The following is a 17,919-nucleotide window of genomic DNA, read 5'->3' on the forward strand; positions in this document are numbered from 1 at the left end:
ATACCCAAAGTAGGTTCTAAACAAAATGAATGATTATATTTGTAAATTTTTTAAGGAAAAGAAAGGAAGAAATAGCTATGAAGTCGGATATAGAAATTGCCAGAGCCACACCCCTCAAATCGATAAATGAGGTAGCGCAAACCATAGGTATATCAGGTGATGATATACATAACTACGGGAAATACATGGCAAAAGTTCCTGTTTCGTTAATTGATGATGCAAGGGTAAAGGAAAACAACCTTATTCTTGTAACGGCAATAACCCCCACAAAAACCGGTATCGGAAAAACTACGGTTTCGATAGGACTGGCTTTAGGGCTGAACAAGATAGGGAAAAAGGCTGTTGTTGCCCTTCGGGAACCATCGCTTGGTCCTTGTTTCGGGATGAAGGGAGGAGCTGCCGGAGGTGGTTACGCGCAAGTTTTACCAATGGAGGATATAAACCTGCACTTCACAGGCGATTTTCATGCCATTACATCGGCTCATAATATGATTACGGCCTTGCTCGACAATTACATATACCAAAACCGGGAGTCGGGCTCAGGGTTGAAGGAAGTCCTTTGGAAAAGGGTTATCGATATCAGCGACCGCAGCCTGCGCTACATGGTGGCGGGCTTGAACGGTTCGGCCAACGGCATTCCTGCCGAAACAGGATTTGACATAACACCTGCCTCCGAAATTATGGCTATCTTATGCTTGGCTTCCGATCTGAACGATTTGAAAAGACGGATCGAAAACATAATATTGGGCTATACATTCAGCGATAAACCTTTCACCGTAAAAGAATTGGGCGTTGCAGGCGCTATCACCGTATTGCTCAAAGATGCCATAAACCCCAATATAGTACAAACAACCGAAAACACACCTGCCTTTATTCATGGCGGACCGTTTGCTAATATCGCTCATGGATGCAACTCGCTAATAGCCACAAAAATGGCATTAAGCCATGCCGAATATGTGATAACCGAAGCAGGATTCGGGGCTGACCTTGGTGCTGAAAAATTCTTCAACATAAAATGCCGCAATGGAGGGTTAAATCCAAAGCTGACGGTCATCGTTGTGTCGGCTCAAGGTTTGAAAATGCACGGTGGTGTTGCTGTGGAAGATATAAAGAAAGAAAACATAGAAGGTCTTAAATCGGGCTTCAAGAATCTGGATAAACACATCGAGAACCTGAAAACCTTTGGGCAAAACGTTGTGGTTGCCTTAAACAGATTTGCTACCGATACCGCTCAAGAAATTGCATTGATCGAGGAGCATTGCAAACAAATGAACGTGGGGTGTGCCATTAACGATGCGTACACAAAAGGAGGAGAAGGAGTTGTCGACTTGGCAAACATGGTGGTTCGCACTATCGCTGAAAATCCATCCGAGCCATTAAAATTCACTTATGCTGAAAGTGATTCTGTCCGTACAAAGATAGATAAGATTGCACGAAACATATATGGAGCAACCTTAGTTGAGTTTAGCGACAAAGCCCGGAAAATGCTGAAGAAAATCAGCATATCCGATTTAGAGCATCTGCCTGTGTGCATCGCAAAAACACAGTATTCGTTTTCGGGCGATGCAAAAGCCGTAGGTATTACCGATGGCTTTACCCTTACCATAAACGATATAGTTATAAATAACGGTGCTGAATTTATAGTTGCCATAGCGGGGAATATAATGCGAATGCCGGGCTTCCCTAAAGTTCCACAAGCAAATTTTATAGATATTGTGGACGGGAAAATAGAGGGATTGAGTTAAAAAAACAACGAAAATACTATAAGAAACGCTTATTATATTTTGAAAACAGGGCGAGTATTTATTATTCTGATATTATCATTCCTGTGCATGGCTTCGTATGGCCGTGCACAGGTTTCGTATACACAGGCCGACTCTTTGATTTTTGAAAAATGCCTGAAAACGTTGAGCGGAGGTCACAACAAACCCCTTCCGCAGATTGTAACCGAAGCAGCTTTATTTTTCAGGGATACGCCATATGTAGCCGCCACGCTCGAAGTGAATTCGCCCGACGAAAAACTGGTGGTGAACCTGCGGGAAATGGACTGTACCACTTTTGTGGAAAATTGTATAGCTTTGGCACAAACCATCAAAGCGGAGAAAACCGGATTCAGCGATTTTTGCAATTTTTTACGCCGGCTGAGATACCGCAACGGGGAAATTACGGATTATGCCTCACGCCTGCATTATTCGTCCGATTGGATATGGGAAAACACACAACAAGGAATCTTTAAGGATATAAGCCGGCAATTGGGCGGAACGCCCCTTAGGCGTCACATAAATTTCATGTCTACCCACGCAGACAAGTACGAGCAATTGCGCAAAAGTGAATATTTGATAGAAAAAATTAAAAAACAAGAAGAAATACTCAATAAAAGAGGTACATCTTACGTTATAGAGAAACAAGGGGTTTTGAAATCGGAAAAACAAATTGAGAATGGTGATATTATACTTTTTTCTACTTCCATAAAAGGTTTGGATTTTACGCACATGGGAATAGCTTATCGCGATGGCGATAAACTAACGTTTCTCCATGCCTCGAGCCGTGCCGGAAAAGTTATAATTGAAAAACACACACTTCGTCAATATTGCAACACCTCAAAGACATGTAACGGGTTGGTTGTGCTTCGTCTTAACAATAATGATTGATGATGAATAGCTTGAAGAAGATATATGTGGGAATGAGCGGTTGGATGCAATTGCTTTTTATCATTATATTCTCGTTTGTGGGGATAATGATTCTGAGTTTTGCATTAATACTTGTTTTCCTTGTCACAGGAATGCAAAGCCAAGGGTTGGAGGTTCTGACAGCATCGGCCGATTTTATCAGGATTAACCTGTCGCTCCAGTCGCCTCTCTTGTTCCTATTGCCGGCTTGTTTGTGGGCATATTTCTTTAACGAAAAAGGGATAGAGGCACTGAAAATAAATAAAACACCCGACCTCCGGTTCCTTTTATTGGGGTTGGCGCTGATTATAGTAATTCAACCCATAATAAGTTTTACGGGCTATTATAACGATCAGTTGGTTCTGCCCGAATCCTTATCGTGGCTGGAAGAGAAGATGCGAGCCTCGGAAGACCGGGCTGCCGCGCTGTTCGATACACTTTTGGCCGGAAAAACGATTACCGATTTAGTATTGAACCTGCTTCTTGTGGCTGTTATGGCAGGCATTTGTGAGGAATTTTTGTTCCGGGGAGCCATACAGCAGATATTTGGCAAAATCACCCGTAATCCTCATCTGGCTGTTTGGATTACGGCCATAATATTCAGTGCTATACATATGCAATTCTACGGATTTGTTCCCCGTGTTATTTTGGGGGCTGCCTTGGGATATTTGTTTGTATGGTCGGGCAATTTGTGGATACCCATCATTATACATACTGTAAATAACGCATTCAGTGTTATTGCTTGTTGGGCCGAAAGTCCGGACGAGAATTATAGCAAATCGATAGAACAAATCGGTGTTGGCGACACATGGTGGATGACCCTTGTCAGTGCCTTGCTGACAGGTATCGTTGTCTTCTATCTGGTGAAGATATATAATAAAAGAAGAATTATTGAAGGTGAAATTTAGACTCTAAGATTATATGGCTCTTGTGCAAAAAAAAGGATACGGTTTTTTGATTAATTGGCTCATCATGCTGAGCGATTTAATACTCATAAACTCGTTTTTCATTGCTTTTCATAAGCTTTCCGGCGGTTTCCTTCTTAACTACGTGGAGTTGGAACCATACAAAGCAGGAGAAGTTCTTCTTCTGATAAATTTGGCGTATTTCATCGCTGTGAATATTATCCCCAATAATCTGGCTAAGAATATCGTTTTCTTCGATAAGGTAGTGCAGCGTTCGTTGTCGTTTTCGATACTCTATATCGTTATCTTTACGGTAGGGGTATATTTGTTGAATGTAACGGAAATCACGTTGCTGAAATGGGTTGGCTGCTTGCTTCTCTTTGTGGGGGTATATACATTGTTTCAGATACTATTGCGTATATTGCTGAAACTGTACAGAGAGAAAGGGCATAACTATAAGTATGTGATAATTGTGGGAGGTGGTCTGAATGGAATGAATGTCTATTACGACCTTTCGTCGAGCACTTATGGATATAAGGTACTGGGTTTTTTTGACGATAATAAATCGTTGGAAAACGCTTTGCCCAATTATCTGGGTACAACTGCCCAAGTTGAGAAGTTTTGCAACGAAAATCAAGTAGACGAAATATTTTGTACACTGCCCGGCAATCAGGAAGCTAAGATTCTGAAATTGATCAATTTCTCGGAACGAAACATGATCCGCTTCTACCTCGTTCCCGAGTTTTATAAATATATCAAACGCAAGCTTGTGCTGAACTTCTTGCAGGCTACGCCAGTAGTGGGCATTCGTCCGGAGCCTTTACAATCTCTATCGAATAGGGTGCTGAAAAGGGCTTTCGATATTGTTTTTTCCATATGCGTATTACTCACCGTTTTCCCTTTAGTATATATTATTTGTGGATTGCTGATAAAATTAGAATCACCCGGGCCAATATTGTTTACGCAAAAAAGAACAGGTCTGCATGGAAAAATATTTACCTGCTACAAGTTCCGGTCGATGCGCATGAATAAAGATGCCGACACGCTGACAACTGTTAAGACAGACCCCCGCGTTACAAAAATAGGCTCGTTTATCCGCCGGACAAGCTTAGATGAAATTCCCCAGTTTATAAACGTTTTGTTGGGCGATATGTCGGTTGTAGGGCCACGTCCGCACATGGTGAAGCAAACCGAAATTTATAATAAACTGATAGATAAGTTTATGATTCGCCACCTGATTAAACCCGGCCTGACAGGTTGGGCACAGATATCGGGTTATAGGGGCGAGATAAAGACCATAGACCAAATGGAAGGACGTTTCAAATGCGATGTTTGGTACATTGAAAACTGGTCTTTTGTTCTCGACATAAAAATCATTTTCGTTACAGTCTTCAAAACCATTGCGGGCGATAAGAATGCCTATTAACGAATATTACGGGCATTTAGTGCTTTTTGATACAAGGTTGCGTTCCTGTTATGTTGGGCATATGTGGTAGCAAAATTATGCCTACCCGAAAAATCTTCCTTGGCACACATAAACAAAAAATCGTGTTGAGCCGGATTAAGAACTGCATCCAAAGCCGCAACAGAAGGTATGCGAATAGGTCCGGGAGGTAATCCTGCGTTCCGGTATGTATTGTAAGGGGAGTCTATCTCCAGATGTTTGAGCAAAATTCTGCGAAGGGAAAAATCGCCTACGGCAAACTTAACCGTTGGGTCGGCTTGCAGCAATTGTCCTCTTTCCAGCCTGTTCAGATAAAGGCGTGCCACCATCGGGTATTCATCCCTGTAAGTGCATTCTTCTTCTACAATAGATGCAAGAGCCGATACCTGGATAGAAGTCAACCCCAAGCTATTAGCTTTATCCATCCGCTTTCCTTCCCAAAACCGGCTATATTCTGTTGCCATCCGGTCTAAAAACTTATTCAGGGAGAGATTCCAATAAACCTCGTAAGTATCAGGAATAAACATCCCTGCAATTGTTTGGGGCGTGAACCCCAGTTTGGAGCAAACAGCCGAATCGTTGAACGCGGTCAGGATATCCGTTTCGGACAAATCGAGTTGTTCTGATATCCGTTCAGCCAGTTCTTCTTTTGTGCGGATATTATTAAATGTGAAGCGTATCGCGCTTTGGTTTCCGTTTCTGATATTACGAACCAACTCCCAAACCTTCATGTTTGGCTCTACGGCATAACGTCCCGATTTCAGGCTGCTTTTCAGCTTCAATATATCGGCAACATAATCAAAACTTTTGCGGTCGGAAATATGGGCGGTTGTGTCTAATTGAATCAATACATCGGAGTAGTTCTTGTTTTTATCAATATAAATATATACGGTTTTATCGATGTTGAATGTTGTAAAAAATATTTTTCCGGCAAATATTCCTGATATAGTTAATATGAGAATAAAAACAAGTAATGTGATTGCTAAAGTTTTATGTTTTTTCAGATTCATTTATCTACGCATCAAAAAGGATGAAACAATGAAGCAAATTTAAGAATATAACAGCGAAAAAAAAGAAAAATGCCTTGATAAATCAAAACATTCAGTATATATTTGCACTCGCTATTTGAAGATTAGCACCCTTTTCAGAGGAAGTGTGGGTGAGTGGCTGAAACCACCAGTTTGCTAAACTGACGTACGGGTAACTGTACCGGGGGTTCGAATCCCCCCGCTTCCGCTTTTTATCAGAAATTTACACAGCAAAGCAACCTTCGGGTTGCTTTTTTCTTTTAAGCACAGTATGAAATATCGTTCCGATATACAAGGCTTGAGGGCGATAGCCGTTCTGTCGGTCTTTTTGTTCCACCTCAACAAAGATATAATGCCCGGAGGATTTATTGGGGTAGATATATTTTTTGTCATTTCAGGTTTTCTGATATCATCTATAATATTTACACAGAAAGAAAAGAAGATTTTTTCTTTCAAAGAATTTTATGTAAGCCGTATAAAACGCATTGTGCCGGCATACTACATAATGATTCTTGTTTCTATGACAGCGGTGAGTATGGTATATCTGTATTCCGATATTTATCCTTTCCGTAAATCAGCAGCCACCGCCGTGCTTTTTGTAAGTAACACGTATTTTTCTACGCTGGATACTTATTTTGGAGCCACATCGGCCGAGAATCCCCTCTTACATACATGGACCTTAGCCATCGAGATGCAATTCTATCTGCTGCTGCCTTTGGCTATAATATTCTTCTCGAAAAAAAATATCAGAATCATAACAATCGGAGCAATAGTCGTATTGACAGCTTATTGCCAGTACAATTTGCTGGCAGGAGGCCGGCAAGACCAAATGTATTACTCTCTCTTGGCAAGGATACCGGAATTTTTGCTGGGTGTTTCTATCAACCTTTTGAGTCCTAAGCTGAAACAGTACTTCGGCGGGAATAATGTTGTTTCTGTTGTGGGGTTAGTGCTAATTGCGGGCAGTTTGTTTTTTATTAATGAACAAACTTTGTTTCCGGGATTGGTGGCACTGATTCCATGCTTGGGTGCTTGTTTTCTGCTCTTGTCGGAAGGCAGTGTGGTTAATAAAGTACTCTCACAGAACAAATTGGTTTATATCGGCGAAATATCGTATTCTCTCTATCTTTGGCACTGGCCTGTATTTGCTGTGCTGCGTTATTACAACAACGATTATTATTTTAGCCCGTTGAATGCCTTGGCGGCATGTGCTTTGGTTGTTATCCTCTCAATAGTGTCGTATCAGTTCTTCGAGAAACCAATAAGAAAAGCGACGAAAAAAAAGCTTCTGCTTATATTAGCTTCTATGGGATGCTTATTAATCTTTACAGGATTCGCAATGACAAGCATAGGCACTTGGAAGCAATACCCATTCAGGTATAGCGAACCTTTGGGGTTAGGACTTGAAACGCATGCCGAAAACATGAATAATACGAACAAACTAAATCTATTGGGCAATGTGTGTGCAAAAGATACTATACTGTTGATTGGCGATAGTCACGGGCTTGTTTATAAAGTGTATTTCGATGAGTTGGGCAAGCAAAATGATTTTGCCTTACAAAGCATAACCAATAATGTTTATCCCCCTATTCCGGGAATCGACAAGTCCGATTTTGAGAATACAAAAACTTATACTCAATACCGGCATCTGGCCGCAATAGTTGAAGATAACGTAACCGCAAAGAAAGTAATCTTGTTTTGCATGTCTTGGAAAAACGCAGATAGGTTTACCGGTTTACCCCAATTGATAGATGATTTCATAAAACGATTGCCTGCTGACCAAAACGTAATTTTTTTGGAAGATTATCCTGTTTCCGAAATCAATCCGTTACGCGAGTACAGAGATTTAGTAAAGGATGCCACCAAAGATTATAGATTTCGGCTGAAAACTTACAGTATTCCTCAAAATGTTATGGATGTATTGAACAGATACCATAATGCGCATGTACTGAATGTAAACGATAATGGTTTTTATAAAGACGCGCCTTTCTATAACGATACGCTCATGTATTACGACAGGAATCACCTGAATAGATATGCCGCCGAAAATTTGGCTAAACTGACAGGAAGCCGTACAAATCAGTTCATCAGTAAATATTTCGATACGAATTAGGCGGCATGCGTTTACGGCATACTATCTAAAGAAAGAATAAACCCATTGTGTAAACGAAGTAGGGTCTTGTATTATATTAAATATCCCTATCACAACCAAGACGGTGGGAACGAGTATGAGGAGGCCGGTCAGTCTTCGGCGGAAATTTTCCTGTGTCTGGTCATTTTGTTTTTTCGGAAGCTTTTGCGACATTACTATAACAATCTGATTTATAATGGCTATATCAATATAGGCCGATTCTGGAATGCCAAGTTAATATTTTTTTCTAATTTTGTGAACATTTTTATTTCCAAAATCAAAACATAAGAAAAGTATGTCTCGTAAAGTCAGAGTTCGCTTTGCTCCCAGCCCAACAGGCCCACTGCATATTGGAGGAGTAAGAACCGCACTATATAATTACTTGTTTGCAAAACAACATGCAGGCGATTTTATTCTCCGTATAGAAGATACCGATTCGCAACGCTTTGTTCCCGGTGCCGAAGATTATATAGTTGAGGCGCTAACATGGTTAGAGCTTCAGTTTGACGAAGGTCCGAATGTGGGAGGTGGCTATGGTCCATACCGCCAATCGGAACGCAAAGGGATTTATCGTCAGTATGTAGACCAACTGCTTGCCGATGGACGGGCATATATAGCATTTGATACACCAACGGAACTGGAGCAAAAAAGAAACGAGATAAAAAACTTTCAGTACGATGCTTCTACACGTACTTTGATGCGCAATTCGTTAACTCTGCCTGAGCAGGAAGTTAAAGCTTTAATAGAAAGTGGAGAGCAGTACGTTGTCCGTTTCAGGATAGAACCCAACGAAGATGTTGTGGTGAACGACATGATTCGTGGCGAGGTAGTCATTAATTCATCGGTTCTGGATGATAAGGTACTTTATAAATCGGCCGACAACTTGCCGACCTATCATCTTGCCAATATTGTTGACGACCATCTGATGGAAATAACTCATGTGATTCGTGGTGAAGAATGGTTACCATCGGCTCCTTTACATGTTTTACTATACCGTGCATTTGGTTGGACTGATACCATGCCCCGCTTTGCCCATTTGCCTTTATTGCTTAAACCGGAGGGTAACGGAAAACTGAGCAAGCGCGATGGCGACCGTCTTGGTTTCCCTGTTTTTCCGCTCGAATGGAAAGATCCTAAAACGGGTGAAGTTTCGTCGGGATACCGTGAAAGCGGATATCTGCCCGAAGCGGTTATAAACTTCCTTGCTTTGCTTGGATGGAATCCGGGCGATGACGAGGAAATTCTTTCATTGAGTCGTCTGATTGAGTTATTCTCGCTCGAAAAATGTAGCAAAAGCGGTGCTAAGTTCGATTACGAAAAAGCAAAATGGTTCAATCATCAATATATTCAGTTAAAATCGAATTCTGAAATTGCGTCCCTTTTCATGGACGACCTTGCACAGCGCGGATTCACACCCACAGTTAGTTATGTCCAAACTGTTGTAGGCTTGGTGAAAGAACGTGTGAGTTTTGTGCGTGAGCTATGGGATCAGTCATTTTTCTTTTTTCAGGCTCCCGATTCTTTCGACGAAAAAACTGTAAAAAAGCGTTGGAAGGAAGAATCGCCCGCACAGATGACCGAATTAGCCGTTGTGTTGGAGGATATAGATGACTTTTCGGCACACAATCAAGAAGAGGTTGTGAAAGCATGGATCGAAAAGAAAGAATACCATTTGGGTAATGTCATGAATGCCTTCCGTTTGGCCATTGTGGGCGAATCGAAAGGGCCTCACATGTTCGATATCACGGCCGCGATAGGCAAAGACGAAACCCTGCAACGATTAGATTACGCTATTAACCATATCGGCAAATAATATGGTATTATATAATCTGGCAATTTTTCTTTATTCCTGTGTGGTACGCCTGATAGCCCCTTTTCATAAAAAGGCAGGGTTGATGGTTGGAGGCCACAAGGAGGTTTTGGGCAAGTTGAGGCAAGAGATAGACCCTAATGCCCGTTACATCTGGCTGCATGCCGCATCGTTAGGCGAATTTGAGCAGGGAAGGCCAATAATAGAAAATATCAGACAGAACCATCCGCAATATAAGATACTGCTGACGTTTTTTTCTCCTTCGGGCTACGAAGTACGGAAAAACTACGAATTGGCCGATGTTGTTTGCTATCTACCTTTCGACACACAGAAAAATGCCCGCCACTTTATCGACGCAGTACCAATAGCGAAAGCTATTTTCATAAAATACGAATTTTGGTATAACTACATCAATTGCCTGCACCACAAAAATATTCCCATTTACATGGTTTCTGCTATATTCAGACCAACACAGTTGTTTTTCAAGTGGTACGGAAAGCCTCTTCGGGATATATTGAAAATGTACAGCGCGCTTTGCGTGCAAGACGAAAACTCGAAAGAACTTCTTGCCGGGATAGGTGTAAAAGAGAATGTTGTTGTTTGTGGCGATACACGCTTCGACCGGGTGCTGGACATAAACCGTGAAGCACGCGAGCTGCCCATTGTGGATGCGTTTACAAAAAACGGCGATGGTTCCAAATGGAAAACCTTGGTAGCCGGTAGTTCATGGCCAAAGGACGAAGATGTGTTTATTAAATACTTCAACAGTAATACCGATATAAAGCTGATAATAGCTCCTCACGAAATACACGAGGCGCACCTTAAACAGATTGAGTCGCTGTTGCAACGGCCTTCTGTACGATATTCGCAAGCCACAGCGGGGAACATTGCGGAATATGATTGTTTGATTATAGATTCTTTCGGGATGCTATCGTCGGTATATCGTTATGGCGAAGTTGCTTACGTAGGCGGAGGTTTTGGCGTTGGCATACACAATGTTTTGGAGGCGGCTGTATATGGTATGCCTGTGGTTTTTGGCCCTAATTTCAAAAAATTTCGCGAAGCCCGCGAGTTGATCGAATGCGGTGGAGCTTATTGCATCCGCAATTTTAGCGAGTTTTCGGTATTGATGGACGAATTCCTTTCTTACCCCGAAGTACTGGCCAGTGCCAGAAAAGCCGCCGGCCACTACGTTGCCCACAATGCCGGCGTTGTAGAAAAAATAATGCAGATAATAAAACTGTAAATACTTATTATTTAGACAAATAAGAGAAATAGTGCGTTCATTTCTCTTTTTGGGGATAATATTTCCTAATCCTTTTCCTTTCTATTCTGGCAGACTCCTGCTGATATGCTTGAGCGCCTATAAAAGGAGAAAATACAACCAGAAGGCTATACCATATTTTTTGCTTCTTGGTCAGCGATTCATCTTTCGTTATCACCAACCAAATGATGAGCACTGCTGATACTATGTGAAATAGTATATAAGGCCAATATTCCAATAAGAAAGGTATTATTCCATTTTTCATGCAATATTTTGTATATGCAATTGACTCTCAAAGATAAAAATTTTGCTTAACATAGCTACAAAATGTGTGGGCAAGGATAAATTTATAGATAATCCGATTTCAGTTAAATGTTATTTTTTTCTTAATTAATGTAGGAATCTGTTATATTTGTGAATAAAAGAAACGAAACCATGAAACATAAGATAAACATTCCGGCTCCGTTTTACTTCATTGTAGCGATTCTTCTAATAACTTACATTGCTCCTCGCGACAGTAAGTTTAAGTATTCGTATGTTGAAGGGCGTCCGTGGAAGTATGGCTTGCTGACGGCTCCATCCGACTTTCCTATTTATAAGCCCGACAAACAGATTGAGGCAGAAAAAGATAGCTTAATGAGGGATTTCCAGCCTTATTATATGTTCGATTCTGTTGCCTCAACAAAAGCAATAACTCAGTTTGTACGCGATGCCGAAGCCAATAGCGTTCAACCGGCTTATATAAACTATGTAAGGTCGAAACTTTCGGAGATATACAAAGCCGGAATCATTTCTATCAACGACTTCGAGCAAATAAACAAATCGAATCATAAACAGATTAAGTTATTGTCCGACAACGTGGCCGCAACCCGCGAGGTTTCGTCTTTCCGTACATCAAGGAGGGCTTACGAGATTCTTTTGGAAGAGATACCGTCACAGATGGATGTGAGGATACTAAAAACGATGAATCTTGACAACTATGTGACCGCAAATGTTGTATATGATGAAGAAAGAACCGAGAAGTTCAGAAACGAAATGGTGCAGCATATAGCCTTGGCCGAGGGCATGGTACAGGCTGGCGAAAGGATAATAGACCGGGGCGAGATTGTAGACGGCCATGTGTTCAACATACTGAACTCACTAAAAAAAATAACAGAAGAAAAAGAAGAGTCGAGAGCCACCCAGAATTGGCTTATTTTGGGACAACTCATAATGGTGGCTATACTTATAATGGCACTTATGGTTTATCTGAAACTGTTCCGCCCCCGGGAATATAATGATAAACGGAATACTATTTTTATATTATTGTCTATCACCGTTTTTTGTTTGCTGACAGGGGTGGCGGTCGATTATAAATTGCTGCACGTATTTGTCATACCGTTTGCCATACCTACCATACTGATACGTACGTTTATAGATTCGCGTACGGCTATGGTATCGCACACTATAATGATTTTGGTTTGCGCACTTATGGTTCCTTTCCCGTCGGAGTTTATACTATTGCAGATTCCGGTAGGCTATGCCTGTATATTCGGGCTGAAAGATTTGGCCGAAAGGTCGCAGTTGATAAGGTGTTCGTTCTTTATACTGCTCACTTACGCATTGGTCTACACAGGTATAGTTCTGTGGCAGGACGGGGATATTTTGCAGGTGAATTGGAAGATGTTTCTGTATTTCCTTATCAATTTCGTTTTTGTTATGTTCTCGTACCTGTTGGTATATATGTGCGAGAAAGTTTTTGGTTTCATCTCGGGGGTAAGCATGGTAGAGCTTTCTAACATAAATAAACCACTACTGCTGAAGCTTTCGGAAACAGCCCCCGGAACATTCCAGCATTCTATGCAAGTAGCAAATCTTGCTGCCGCAGCAGCAACAGGCATCGGAGCCAATGCGTCACTGGTGCGTACGGGAGCCATGTATCACGATATAGGAAAGATGATTGAACCTGCGTTCTTTACAGAAAACCAGTCGCCGGGAATGAATCCACATAAGGGACTGTCGTACAAAGAGAGTGCAAAGATTATTATAAGCCATGTTCCCGAAGGGGTTAAGATAGCCAAAAGCTATAATCTGCCGGAACAAATCATAGCTTTCATTACAACCCATCACGGAAAAGGCAAAGCCAAATACTTCTACAACTCGTACAAGAACGAGCACCCCGATGAGGAAGTAGACCCTAAGGATTTTACTTATCCGGGGCCAAACCCATTCAGCAAAGAAACAGCTATCCTGATGATGGCCGACACGGTTGAGGCAGCATCGCGAAGTCTGCCCGAATATACTGAAAAGAGTATTTCTGCGCTCATAAACCGGCTGATAGACTCGCAGGTTGAAGACGGGCTATTCCGTAATGCACCTATCACATTCAAGGAAATAGAAAAAATAAAAGGAATTTTCAGCGATAAACTGAAAACAATCTATCACACCCGTATTGCATATCCCGAATTGAAAAAAGAGGAGAAAGAAATATAGGGAGCAAAGAATTTCTTTAGCATACTTTAAGTATGAAAATGAATTGCTTTATTTACTTTTGTAGGCCAACACGAATCAGACTCTGGCAAACACACAATTTGTTTATTTTTAAGTAAGAATGACACAAAAAAAGAAGAAAAAGAAAGAAGGTTCTACTAATAAAAAAGCCAAAAGGATAGTAGCGGTGCTTTGGGGCGCGTTTATTGCTGTAATTTTGGCTATAGTATTGGTCTTTGTGCTGATAACAGCCGGATGGATAGGCTATATGCCCCCGATTGAAGACCTCGAAAACCCGATAGATAAGTATGCCTCTCAGGTTTATTCGTCCGACAACGAATTGCTCGGAACTTATTCTATGAGCAAGGAAAACCGTATTTTTTCGAGCTACGACGAGCTTTCGCCTTACCTTGTGCAAGCCCTTGTTGCAACCGAAGATAAAAGATATTACGACCATTCGGGAGTCGATATCCAAGCATTGGGACGGGTAATTGTCAAAACCATTTTCATGTCGCAAGACAATGCCGGTGGAGGTAGTACCATAACCCAGCAGTTGGCCAAGCAATTGTATTCGCCTCCTGCCGAAAATATTATGGATCGTGCTTTGCAAAAACCCATAGAGTGGGTTATTGCCACAAAGTTGGAAAGATATTATACAAAAGACGAAATCATAAACCTGTATCTCAATAAGTTCGACTTTCTGAACAATGCGGTGGGGATACAATCGGCAGCAAAGGTCTATTTCAACAAGTTGCCCAAAGATCTGAATATACAGGAGGCAGCCATGCTTATAGGTATGTGCCAGAATCCTTCAAAATTTAACCCGCGCAACCCTAAAAAAATAGAAGCTACAAAAAAACGCCGCAACATAGTTCTTGGCCTTATGGCCGATGCCGGATACATAACCCGGCAAGAAGCCGATTCGTTGAAGCAACTGCCCATTCAGCTCGATTTTAAGCGTGTTGACCACAAAGACGGTTTAGCGCCCTATTTTAGAGAATATCTGCGAAAAAGCCTTACGGCACAAAAGCCCAACAAATCGAATTACGCATCGTGGCAAATGACTCAATACAGTACCGATTCGGCTGCTTGGGAAAACGACCCAATGTACGGATGGTGCAACAAAAACAAGAAAGCCGATGGGTCGTACTACAATCTTTACTCCGATGGGCTGAGAATATATACAACAATCGACTCTCGCATGCAAACCTATGCCGAAGAGGCTGTACAAGAGCATATAGGAGGTTATTTGCAACCGCTGTTTACGCGCGAAAAGAAAGGACGTTCGTACGCTCCGTTTTCGGCATCGGTAACCAAAAAGGTAGATGAACTATTGGCTAATGCCATGAAAACAACCGACCGCTACCGGGATATGAAGAAAGCCGGGTATAGCGAGAAAGAGATACTCGAAGTATTTAAGACACCTGCCGACATGAAGGTGTTCACATGGCAGGGAGAAGTCGATACAACAATGACGCCATTAGATTCTATCCGTTACTATAAAGGCTTCCTTCGTTCGGGCTTTGCGGCCATCGATCCGTACAACGGACACATGAAAGCTTATGTGGGTGGAATCGACTTTAAATACTTCCAATATGATATGGTAAGCATCGGGCGCCGTCAGATTGGGTCTACAATAAAACCTTACCTCTATACTTTGGCTATGATGGAAGGTATGACTCCTTGCGACCAAATGTCGCACGTACAACAAACCGTTACTAACGAAAGAGGAGATGTGATATGGTCGCCACGTTCGGGCAGAAATATGGATGGAGCAATGGTTTCTATAAAGTGGGGGCTTCAAAATTCAGATAACTGGGTAACAGCTTGGTTGATGAAGCAATTGTCGCCAACGGCACTTGTACGCCTTCTTCACTCATTTGGTGTTACAGGCGATATAGACGCCCAATATGCTTTGGCATTAGGCACTTGCGATGTGTCGGTAGGCGAAATGGTCAGTGCATACACCGCTTTTGTAAACAAGGGTATGAGGTCTAAACCTATGTATATAACCCGTATAGAAGATGCCCACGGGAATATCGTAGCTACATTCAGCCCTCAACCAGAGGAAATATTTGATGAATTTACTTACGTAAAAATGCTTGATATGCTTCGTGCCGTAATTGACGGAGGAACAGGTGGACGTGTTAGAGGACGTTATGGATTGCAGGGGCCTATGGGTGGAAAAACGGGAACAACGCAGAATAACTCCGACGGTTGGTTTATGGCTTTCACGCCCGAACTTGTTACCGGTTGTTGGGTTGGAGGTGAAGACCGTTCAATTCACTTCGATGGCATCGGTTTGGGACAAGGGGCTTCGATGGCACTGCCCGTATTCGGTATATTTATGAAGAAAGTTTATGCCGATTCGAAATTGGGATACAGCACAAAAAAACAGTTTGTGACCGTTGACGGAAACCTTAATCCTTGTGCCGGCTCAGCAATTGATGAGAGCCCCGGAGGAGTTGCCGAAGGTATAGACGACTTGTTCGATTAGCGCAACAGAGCTAATATTTTAGAAATGAAAAGAAATATATAAAGGGAGAAAATCGGAGCAATTTTATTACCATTCCGGTTTTCTCCTTTTCTTTTATTCCACCTCTTGCACATCGGTTATCCCTTCGCGGTTCAGCAGGATGCGGTAAGCTTTATAATACGAATTGGTGTTCGATTCGCACTGAATTACAAAAAACAAAGGATATACTTTTGCCGCCTGAAACTTAACGAAGCCCTCCTCTTTGTCGGGGACATAAAGCGGAATGTAGGGGTCGTCCATCTTTTGCAGAAAATGAAACAAGTTAATTCGTGTGATATCGTTGACGCCCGACAAGCGGTATTCTTTATATTTCTCAAAATTTTCTTCCGATAGTTTAACCCATTTTCGGTATAAGATTATTTTTTCGTCGTAAACATCATTTTCGGTATCAATCAGTTGATTGGTATGGCGTAGAGCCAGAATCTCGTCCGATATTTTTTGTTCTTCCCTAAAATCGAAGGCCTCCTTCACCCACCCTATTTCTTGATTGCGGATGCTAAGCTTGAGTTTTGTGTCGAAATATCTTTTGCTCAACTCCGACGTATAAAGATAGCGCATAAGGTCTTTTATACGGTCTTTCATCATATAGCTGATAACCAAAATAATGAAAAGGTCGGTAGTGAAGTTGCCAAACCGTTGCGTGGCAAAAAAGGAAATGACCGTGGCAAAAATCATGGCTATACCTGCCGCAATACTGTAATAGAATTGTTCTATGTAATATCCGTCTTTCTTTTTTTCGGTTTTCAGATATAAGTCGGTTTCTATAAACTTCTTTAATATATTGCGCCTCAAGATAACCAAACGGTTGTGGTCTTCGTCTCCTTCTTTAAGGAGCATGTAGCCGTGTTTTCTTTTATATTCAACTTCGTCTGCCTGCAGTGTGTTTAAAGCGGCTTTCACTTCCTCAAAAACGGACGGACGGCTATTTTTCAGAGAGTGTATTATCTGGAAAGAATATTGTTCAATGATGTTACCCAGAAATTCGTCGGCAAAATCAAAATATTCATAATGCTCGTCCGAAATACCGGGCGAGGCAAGCATCTTGCGCTTGTCTCTGAACTGCTTGGTAATAGCTCGTATATCCGCAACAAACCGATCGATGGCAGCAGGAATATCCTTATTTGATGTATCATTGCAGATGATGCGGGTATCGCGCCTCAATGCGCTTTTCAGGATACACATCAGCATTCGTATCTGATAGCGGTAGTTTTCAGTTTTTTTATCGTCGTCGGGGTCGGGCAGAAGCCGTTCCATTGCTTTTTGCAAGCGAGGTAGCGGTCCCCGGCCTTCTTGCAATATATCACTAAGCGAATAGATTGGAGTTATCAGCCTGAGGTTACTTTTCACGTCATGGTAAAACTGGCTTTTAGAATACGTGCTTCTGTTTATATCGAGGCTATTGGGCACAAAAACCCATGTATTAATCTTAAATTCATTAATATTGGCATGTCCCTTGTTTGTTATAAAATGGCTTTTCAGCTCGATGGAATACCTATCGTGTATTTTTACCTCGTTTTCTACCATACTGAAAATAAAATTACTAAATATTTTCAAGAAACAATTATATGCCAGGGCAACCGCATCAAATTTTCAATAGTTTCCTGAGATATTGAGTATCCAGCGCTGCTTTATATAGCCTCTTTTTAATACTCAGTTTGTCTTT

12 protein-coding genes and 1 tRNA gene are annotated in these 17,919 nt (G+C 41.7%); 10 read left to right on the forward strand and 3 right to left on the reverse strand.

Translation table 11 applies throughout. The annotated features are described in order from the left end of the window. Positions 1-77: 77 nt before the first annotated feature. The 4 genes from M2132_RS09655 (at position 78) to M2132_RS09670 (ending at position 5,000) form a co-directional block, all read left to right on the forward strand. Positions 78-1,745, forward strand: a complete 1,668-nt coding sequence (locus M2132_RS09655) for a formate--tetrahydrofolate ligase (protein ID WP_280673169.1) — start codon at positions 78-80, stop codon at positions 1,743-1,745. Between the two features lie 39 nt (positions 1,746-1,784). Continuing rightward, positions 1,785-2,651 (forward strand): N-acetylmuramoyl-L-alanine amidase-like domain-containing protein, encoded by an 867-nt coding sequence (locus M2132_RS09660; RefSeq protein ID WP_280673162.1) that lies wholly within the window; start codon positions 1,785-1,787, stop codon positions 2,649-2,651. Further along, positions 2,651-3,577: a CPBP family intramembrane glutamic endopeptidase gene (locus tag M2132_RS09665; RefSeq protein WP_280673161.1), complete on the forward strand. Its 927-nt coding sequence runs from the start codon at positions 2,651-2,653 to the stop codon at positions 3,575-3,577. Before M2132_RS09660 ends, M2132_RS09665 begins: the two co-directional genes overlap by 1 nt. Before the next feature lie 64 nt (positions 3,578-3,641). Continuing rightward, on the forward strand, positions 3,642-5,000 hold the full coding sequence (locus tag M2132_RS09670) for an undecaprenyl-phosphate glucose phosphotransferase (protein WP_280698274.1): 1,359 nt from the start codon (positions 3,642-3,644) through the stop codon (positions 4,998-5,000). Here the strand turns inward: M2132_RS09670 and mltG are convergent. Next, a complete protein-coding gene (gene mltG, locus M2132_RS09675; protein WP_280673159.1) occupies positions 4,997-6,028 on the reverse strand; it encodes an endolytic transglycosylase MltG in 1,032 nt (343 codons plus the stop codon). The genes M2132_RS09670 and mltG overlap by 4 nt on opposite strands. 139 nt (positions 6,029-6,167) lie before the next feature. Here mltG and M2132_RS09680 point away from each other — a divergent pair. From M2132_RS09680 to M2132_RS09695, 4 genes are all read left to right on the forward strand, one after another. Continuing rightward, positions 6,168-6,254 (forward strand) — tRNA-Ser (locus M2132_RS09680). Positions 6,255-6,317: 63 nt separating this feature from the next. Beyond that, positions 6,318-8,159 (forward strand): acyltransferase family protein, encoded by a 1,842-nt coding sequence (locus M2132_RS09685; protein WP_280673158.1) that lies wholly within the window; start codon positions 6,318-6,320, stop codon positions 8,157-8,159. 313 nt (positions 8,160-8,472) lie between these two features. Continuing rightward, positions 8,473-9,990, forward strand: coding sequence for a glutamate--tRNA ligase (gene gltX / locus M2132_RS09690; RefSeq protein WP_280673157.1), 1,518 nt, complete (start codon positions 8,473-8,475; stop codon positions 9,988-9,990). A 1-nt stretch (position 9,991) separates the two neighbouring features. Beyond that, positions 9,992-11,233 (forward strand): 3-deoxy-D-manno-octulosonic acid transferase, encoded by a 1,242-nt coding sequence (locus tag M2132_RS09695; protein ID WP_280673156.1) that lies wholly within the window; start codon positions 9,992-9,994, stop codon positions 11,231-11,233. A 37-nt stretch (positions 11,234-11,270) separates the two neighbouring features. Here the strand turns inward: M2132_RS09695 and M2132_RS09700 are convergent, their stop codons facing one another. Then, positions 11,271-11,516 carry a hypothetical protein gene (locus M2132_RS09700; protein WP_280673155.1) on the reverse strand — a complete coding sequence of 82 codons (246 nt, stop codon included), beginning with the start codon at positions 11,514-11,516 and terminating at the stop codon, positions 11,271-11,273. Between the two features lie 170 nt (positions 11,517-11,686). Here M2132_RS09700 and M2132_RS09705 point away from each other — a divergent pair, with 170 nt between their 5' ends. Continuing rightward, positions 11,687-13,723: an HD family phosphohydrolase gene (locus tag M2132_RS09705; protein WP_280673154.1), complete on the forward strand. Its 2,037-nt coding sequence runs from the start codon at positions 11,687-11,689 to the stop codon at positions 13,721-13,723. A gap of 118 nt (positions 13,724-13,841) precedes the next feature. Further along, entirely contained in the window at positions 13,842-16,217 is a 2,376-nt protein-coding gene (locus M2132_RS09710) for a transglycosylase domain-containing protein (protein WP_280673153.1), read from the forward strand. A 93-nt stretch (positions 16,218-16,310) separates the two neighbouring features. Here M2132_RS09710 and M2132_RS09715 read toward each other — a convergent pair whose 3' ends face one another. Continuing rightward, on the reverse strand, positions 16,311-17,780 hold the full coding sequence (locus M2132_RS09715; protein WP_280673152.1) for a hypothetical protein: 1,470 nt from the start codon (positions 17,778-17,780) through the stop codon (positions 16,311-16,313). Positions 17,781-17,919 lie beyond the last annotated feature (139 nt).

It is taken from the genome of Dysgonomonas sp. PH5-45 (assembly GCF_029893235.1).
Classification (GTDB): Bacteria; Bacteroidota; Bacteroidia; order Bacteroidales; family Dysgonomonadaceae; genus UBA1309.

Excerpts from the sequence above, each read along its gene's own strand:
- M2132_RS09655 (WP_280673169.1), top strand. The coding sequence starts at position 78 with ATGAAGTCGGATATAGAAATTGCCAGAGCCACACCCCTCAAATCGATA.
- M2132_RS09665 (WP_280673161.1), top strand. The coding sequence starts at position 2,651 with ATGATGAATAGCTTGAAGAAGATATATGTGGGAATGAGCGGTTGGATG.
- M2132_RS09670 (WP_280698274.1), top strand. The coding sequence starts at position 3,642 with ATGCTGAGCGATTTAATACTCATAAACTCGTTTTTCATTGCTTTTCAT.
- mltG (WP_280673159.1), bottom strand. The coding sequence starts at position 6,028 with ATGAATCTGAAAAAACATAAAACTTTAGCAATCACATTACTTGTTTTT.
- M2132_RS09685 (WP_280673158.1), top strand. The coding sequence starts at position 6,318 with ATGAAATATCGTTCCGATATACAAGGCTTGAGGGCGATAGCCGTTCTG.
- gltX (WP_280673157.1), top strand. The coding sequence starts at position 8,473 with ATGTCTCGTAAAGTCAGAGTTCGCTTTGCTCCCAGCCCAACAGGCCCA.
- M2132_RS09695 (WP_280673156.1), top strand. The coding sequence starts at position 9,992 with ATGGTATTATATAATCTGGCAATTTTTCTTTATTCCTGTGTGGTACGC.
- M2132_RS09700 (WP_280673155.1), bottom strand. The coding sequence starts at position 11,516 with ATGAAAAATGGAATAATACCTTTCTTATTGGAATATTGGCCTTATATA.
- M2132_RS09705 (WP_280673154.1), top strand. The coding sequence starts at position 11,687 with ATGAAACATAAGATAAACATTCCGGCTCCGTTTTACTTCATTGTAGCG.
- M2132_RS09710 (WP_280673153.1), top strand. The coding sequence starts at position 13,842 with ATGACACAAAAAAAGAAGAAAAAGAAAGAAGGTTCTACTAATAAAAAA.
- M2132_RS09715 (WP_280673152.1), bottom strand. The coding sequence starts at position 17,780 with ATGGTAGAAAACGAGGTAAAAATACACGATAGGTATTCCATCGAGCTG.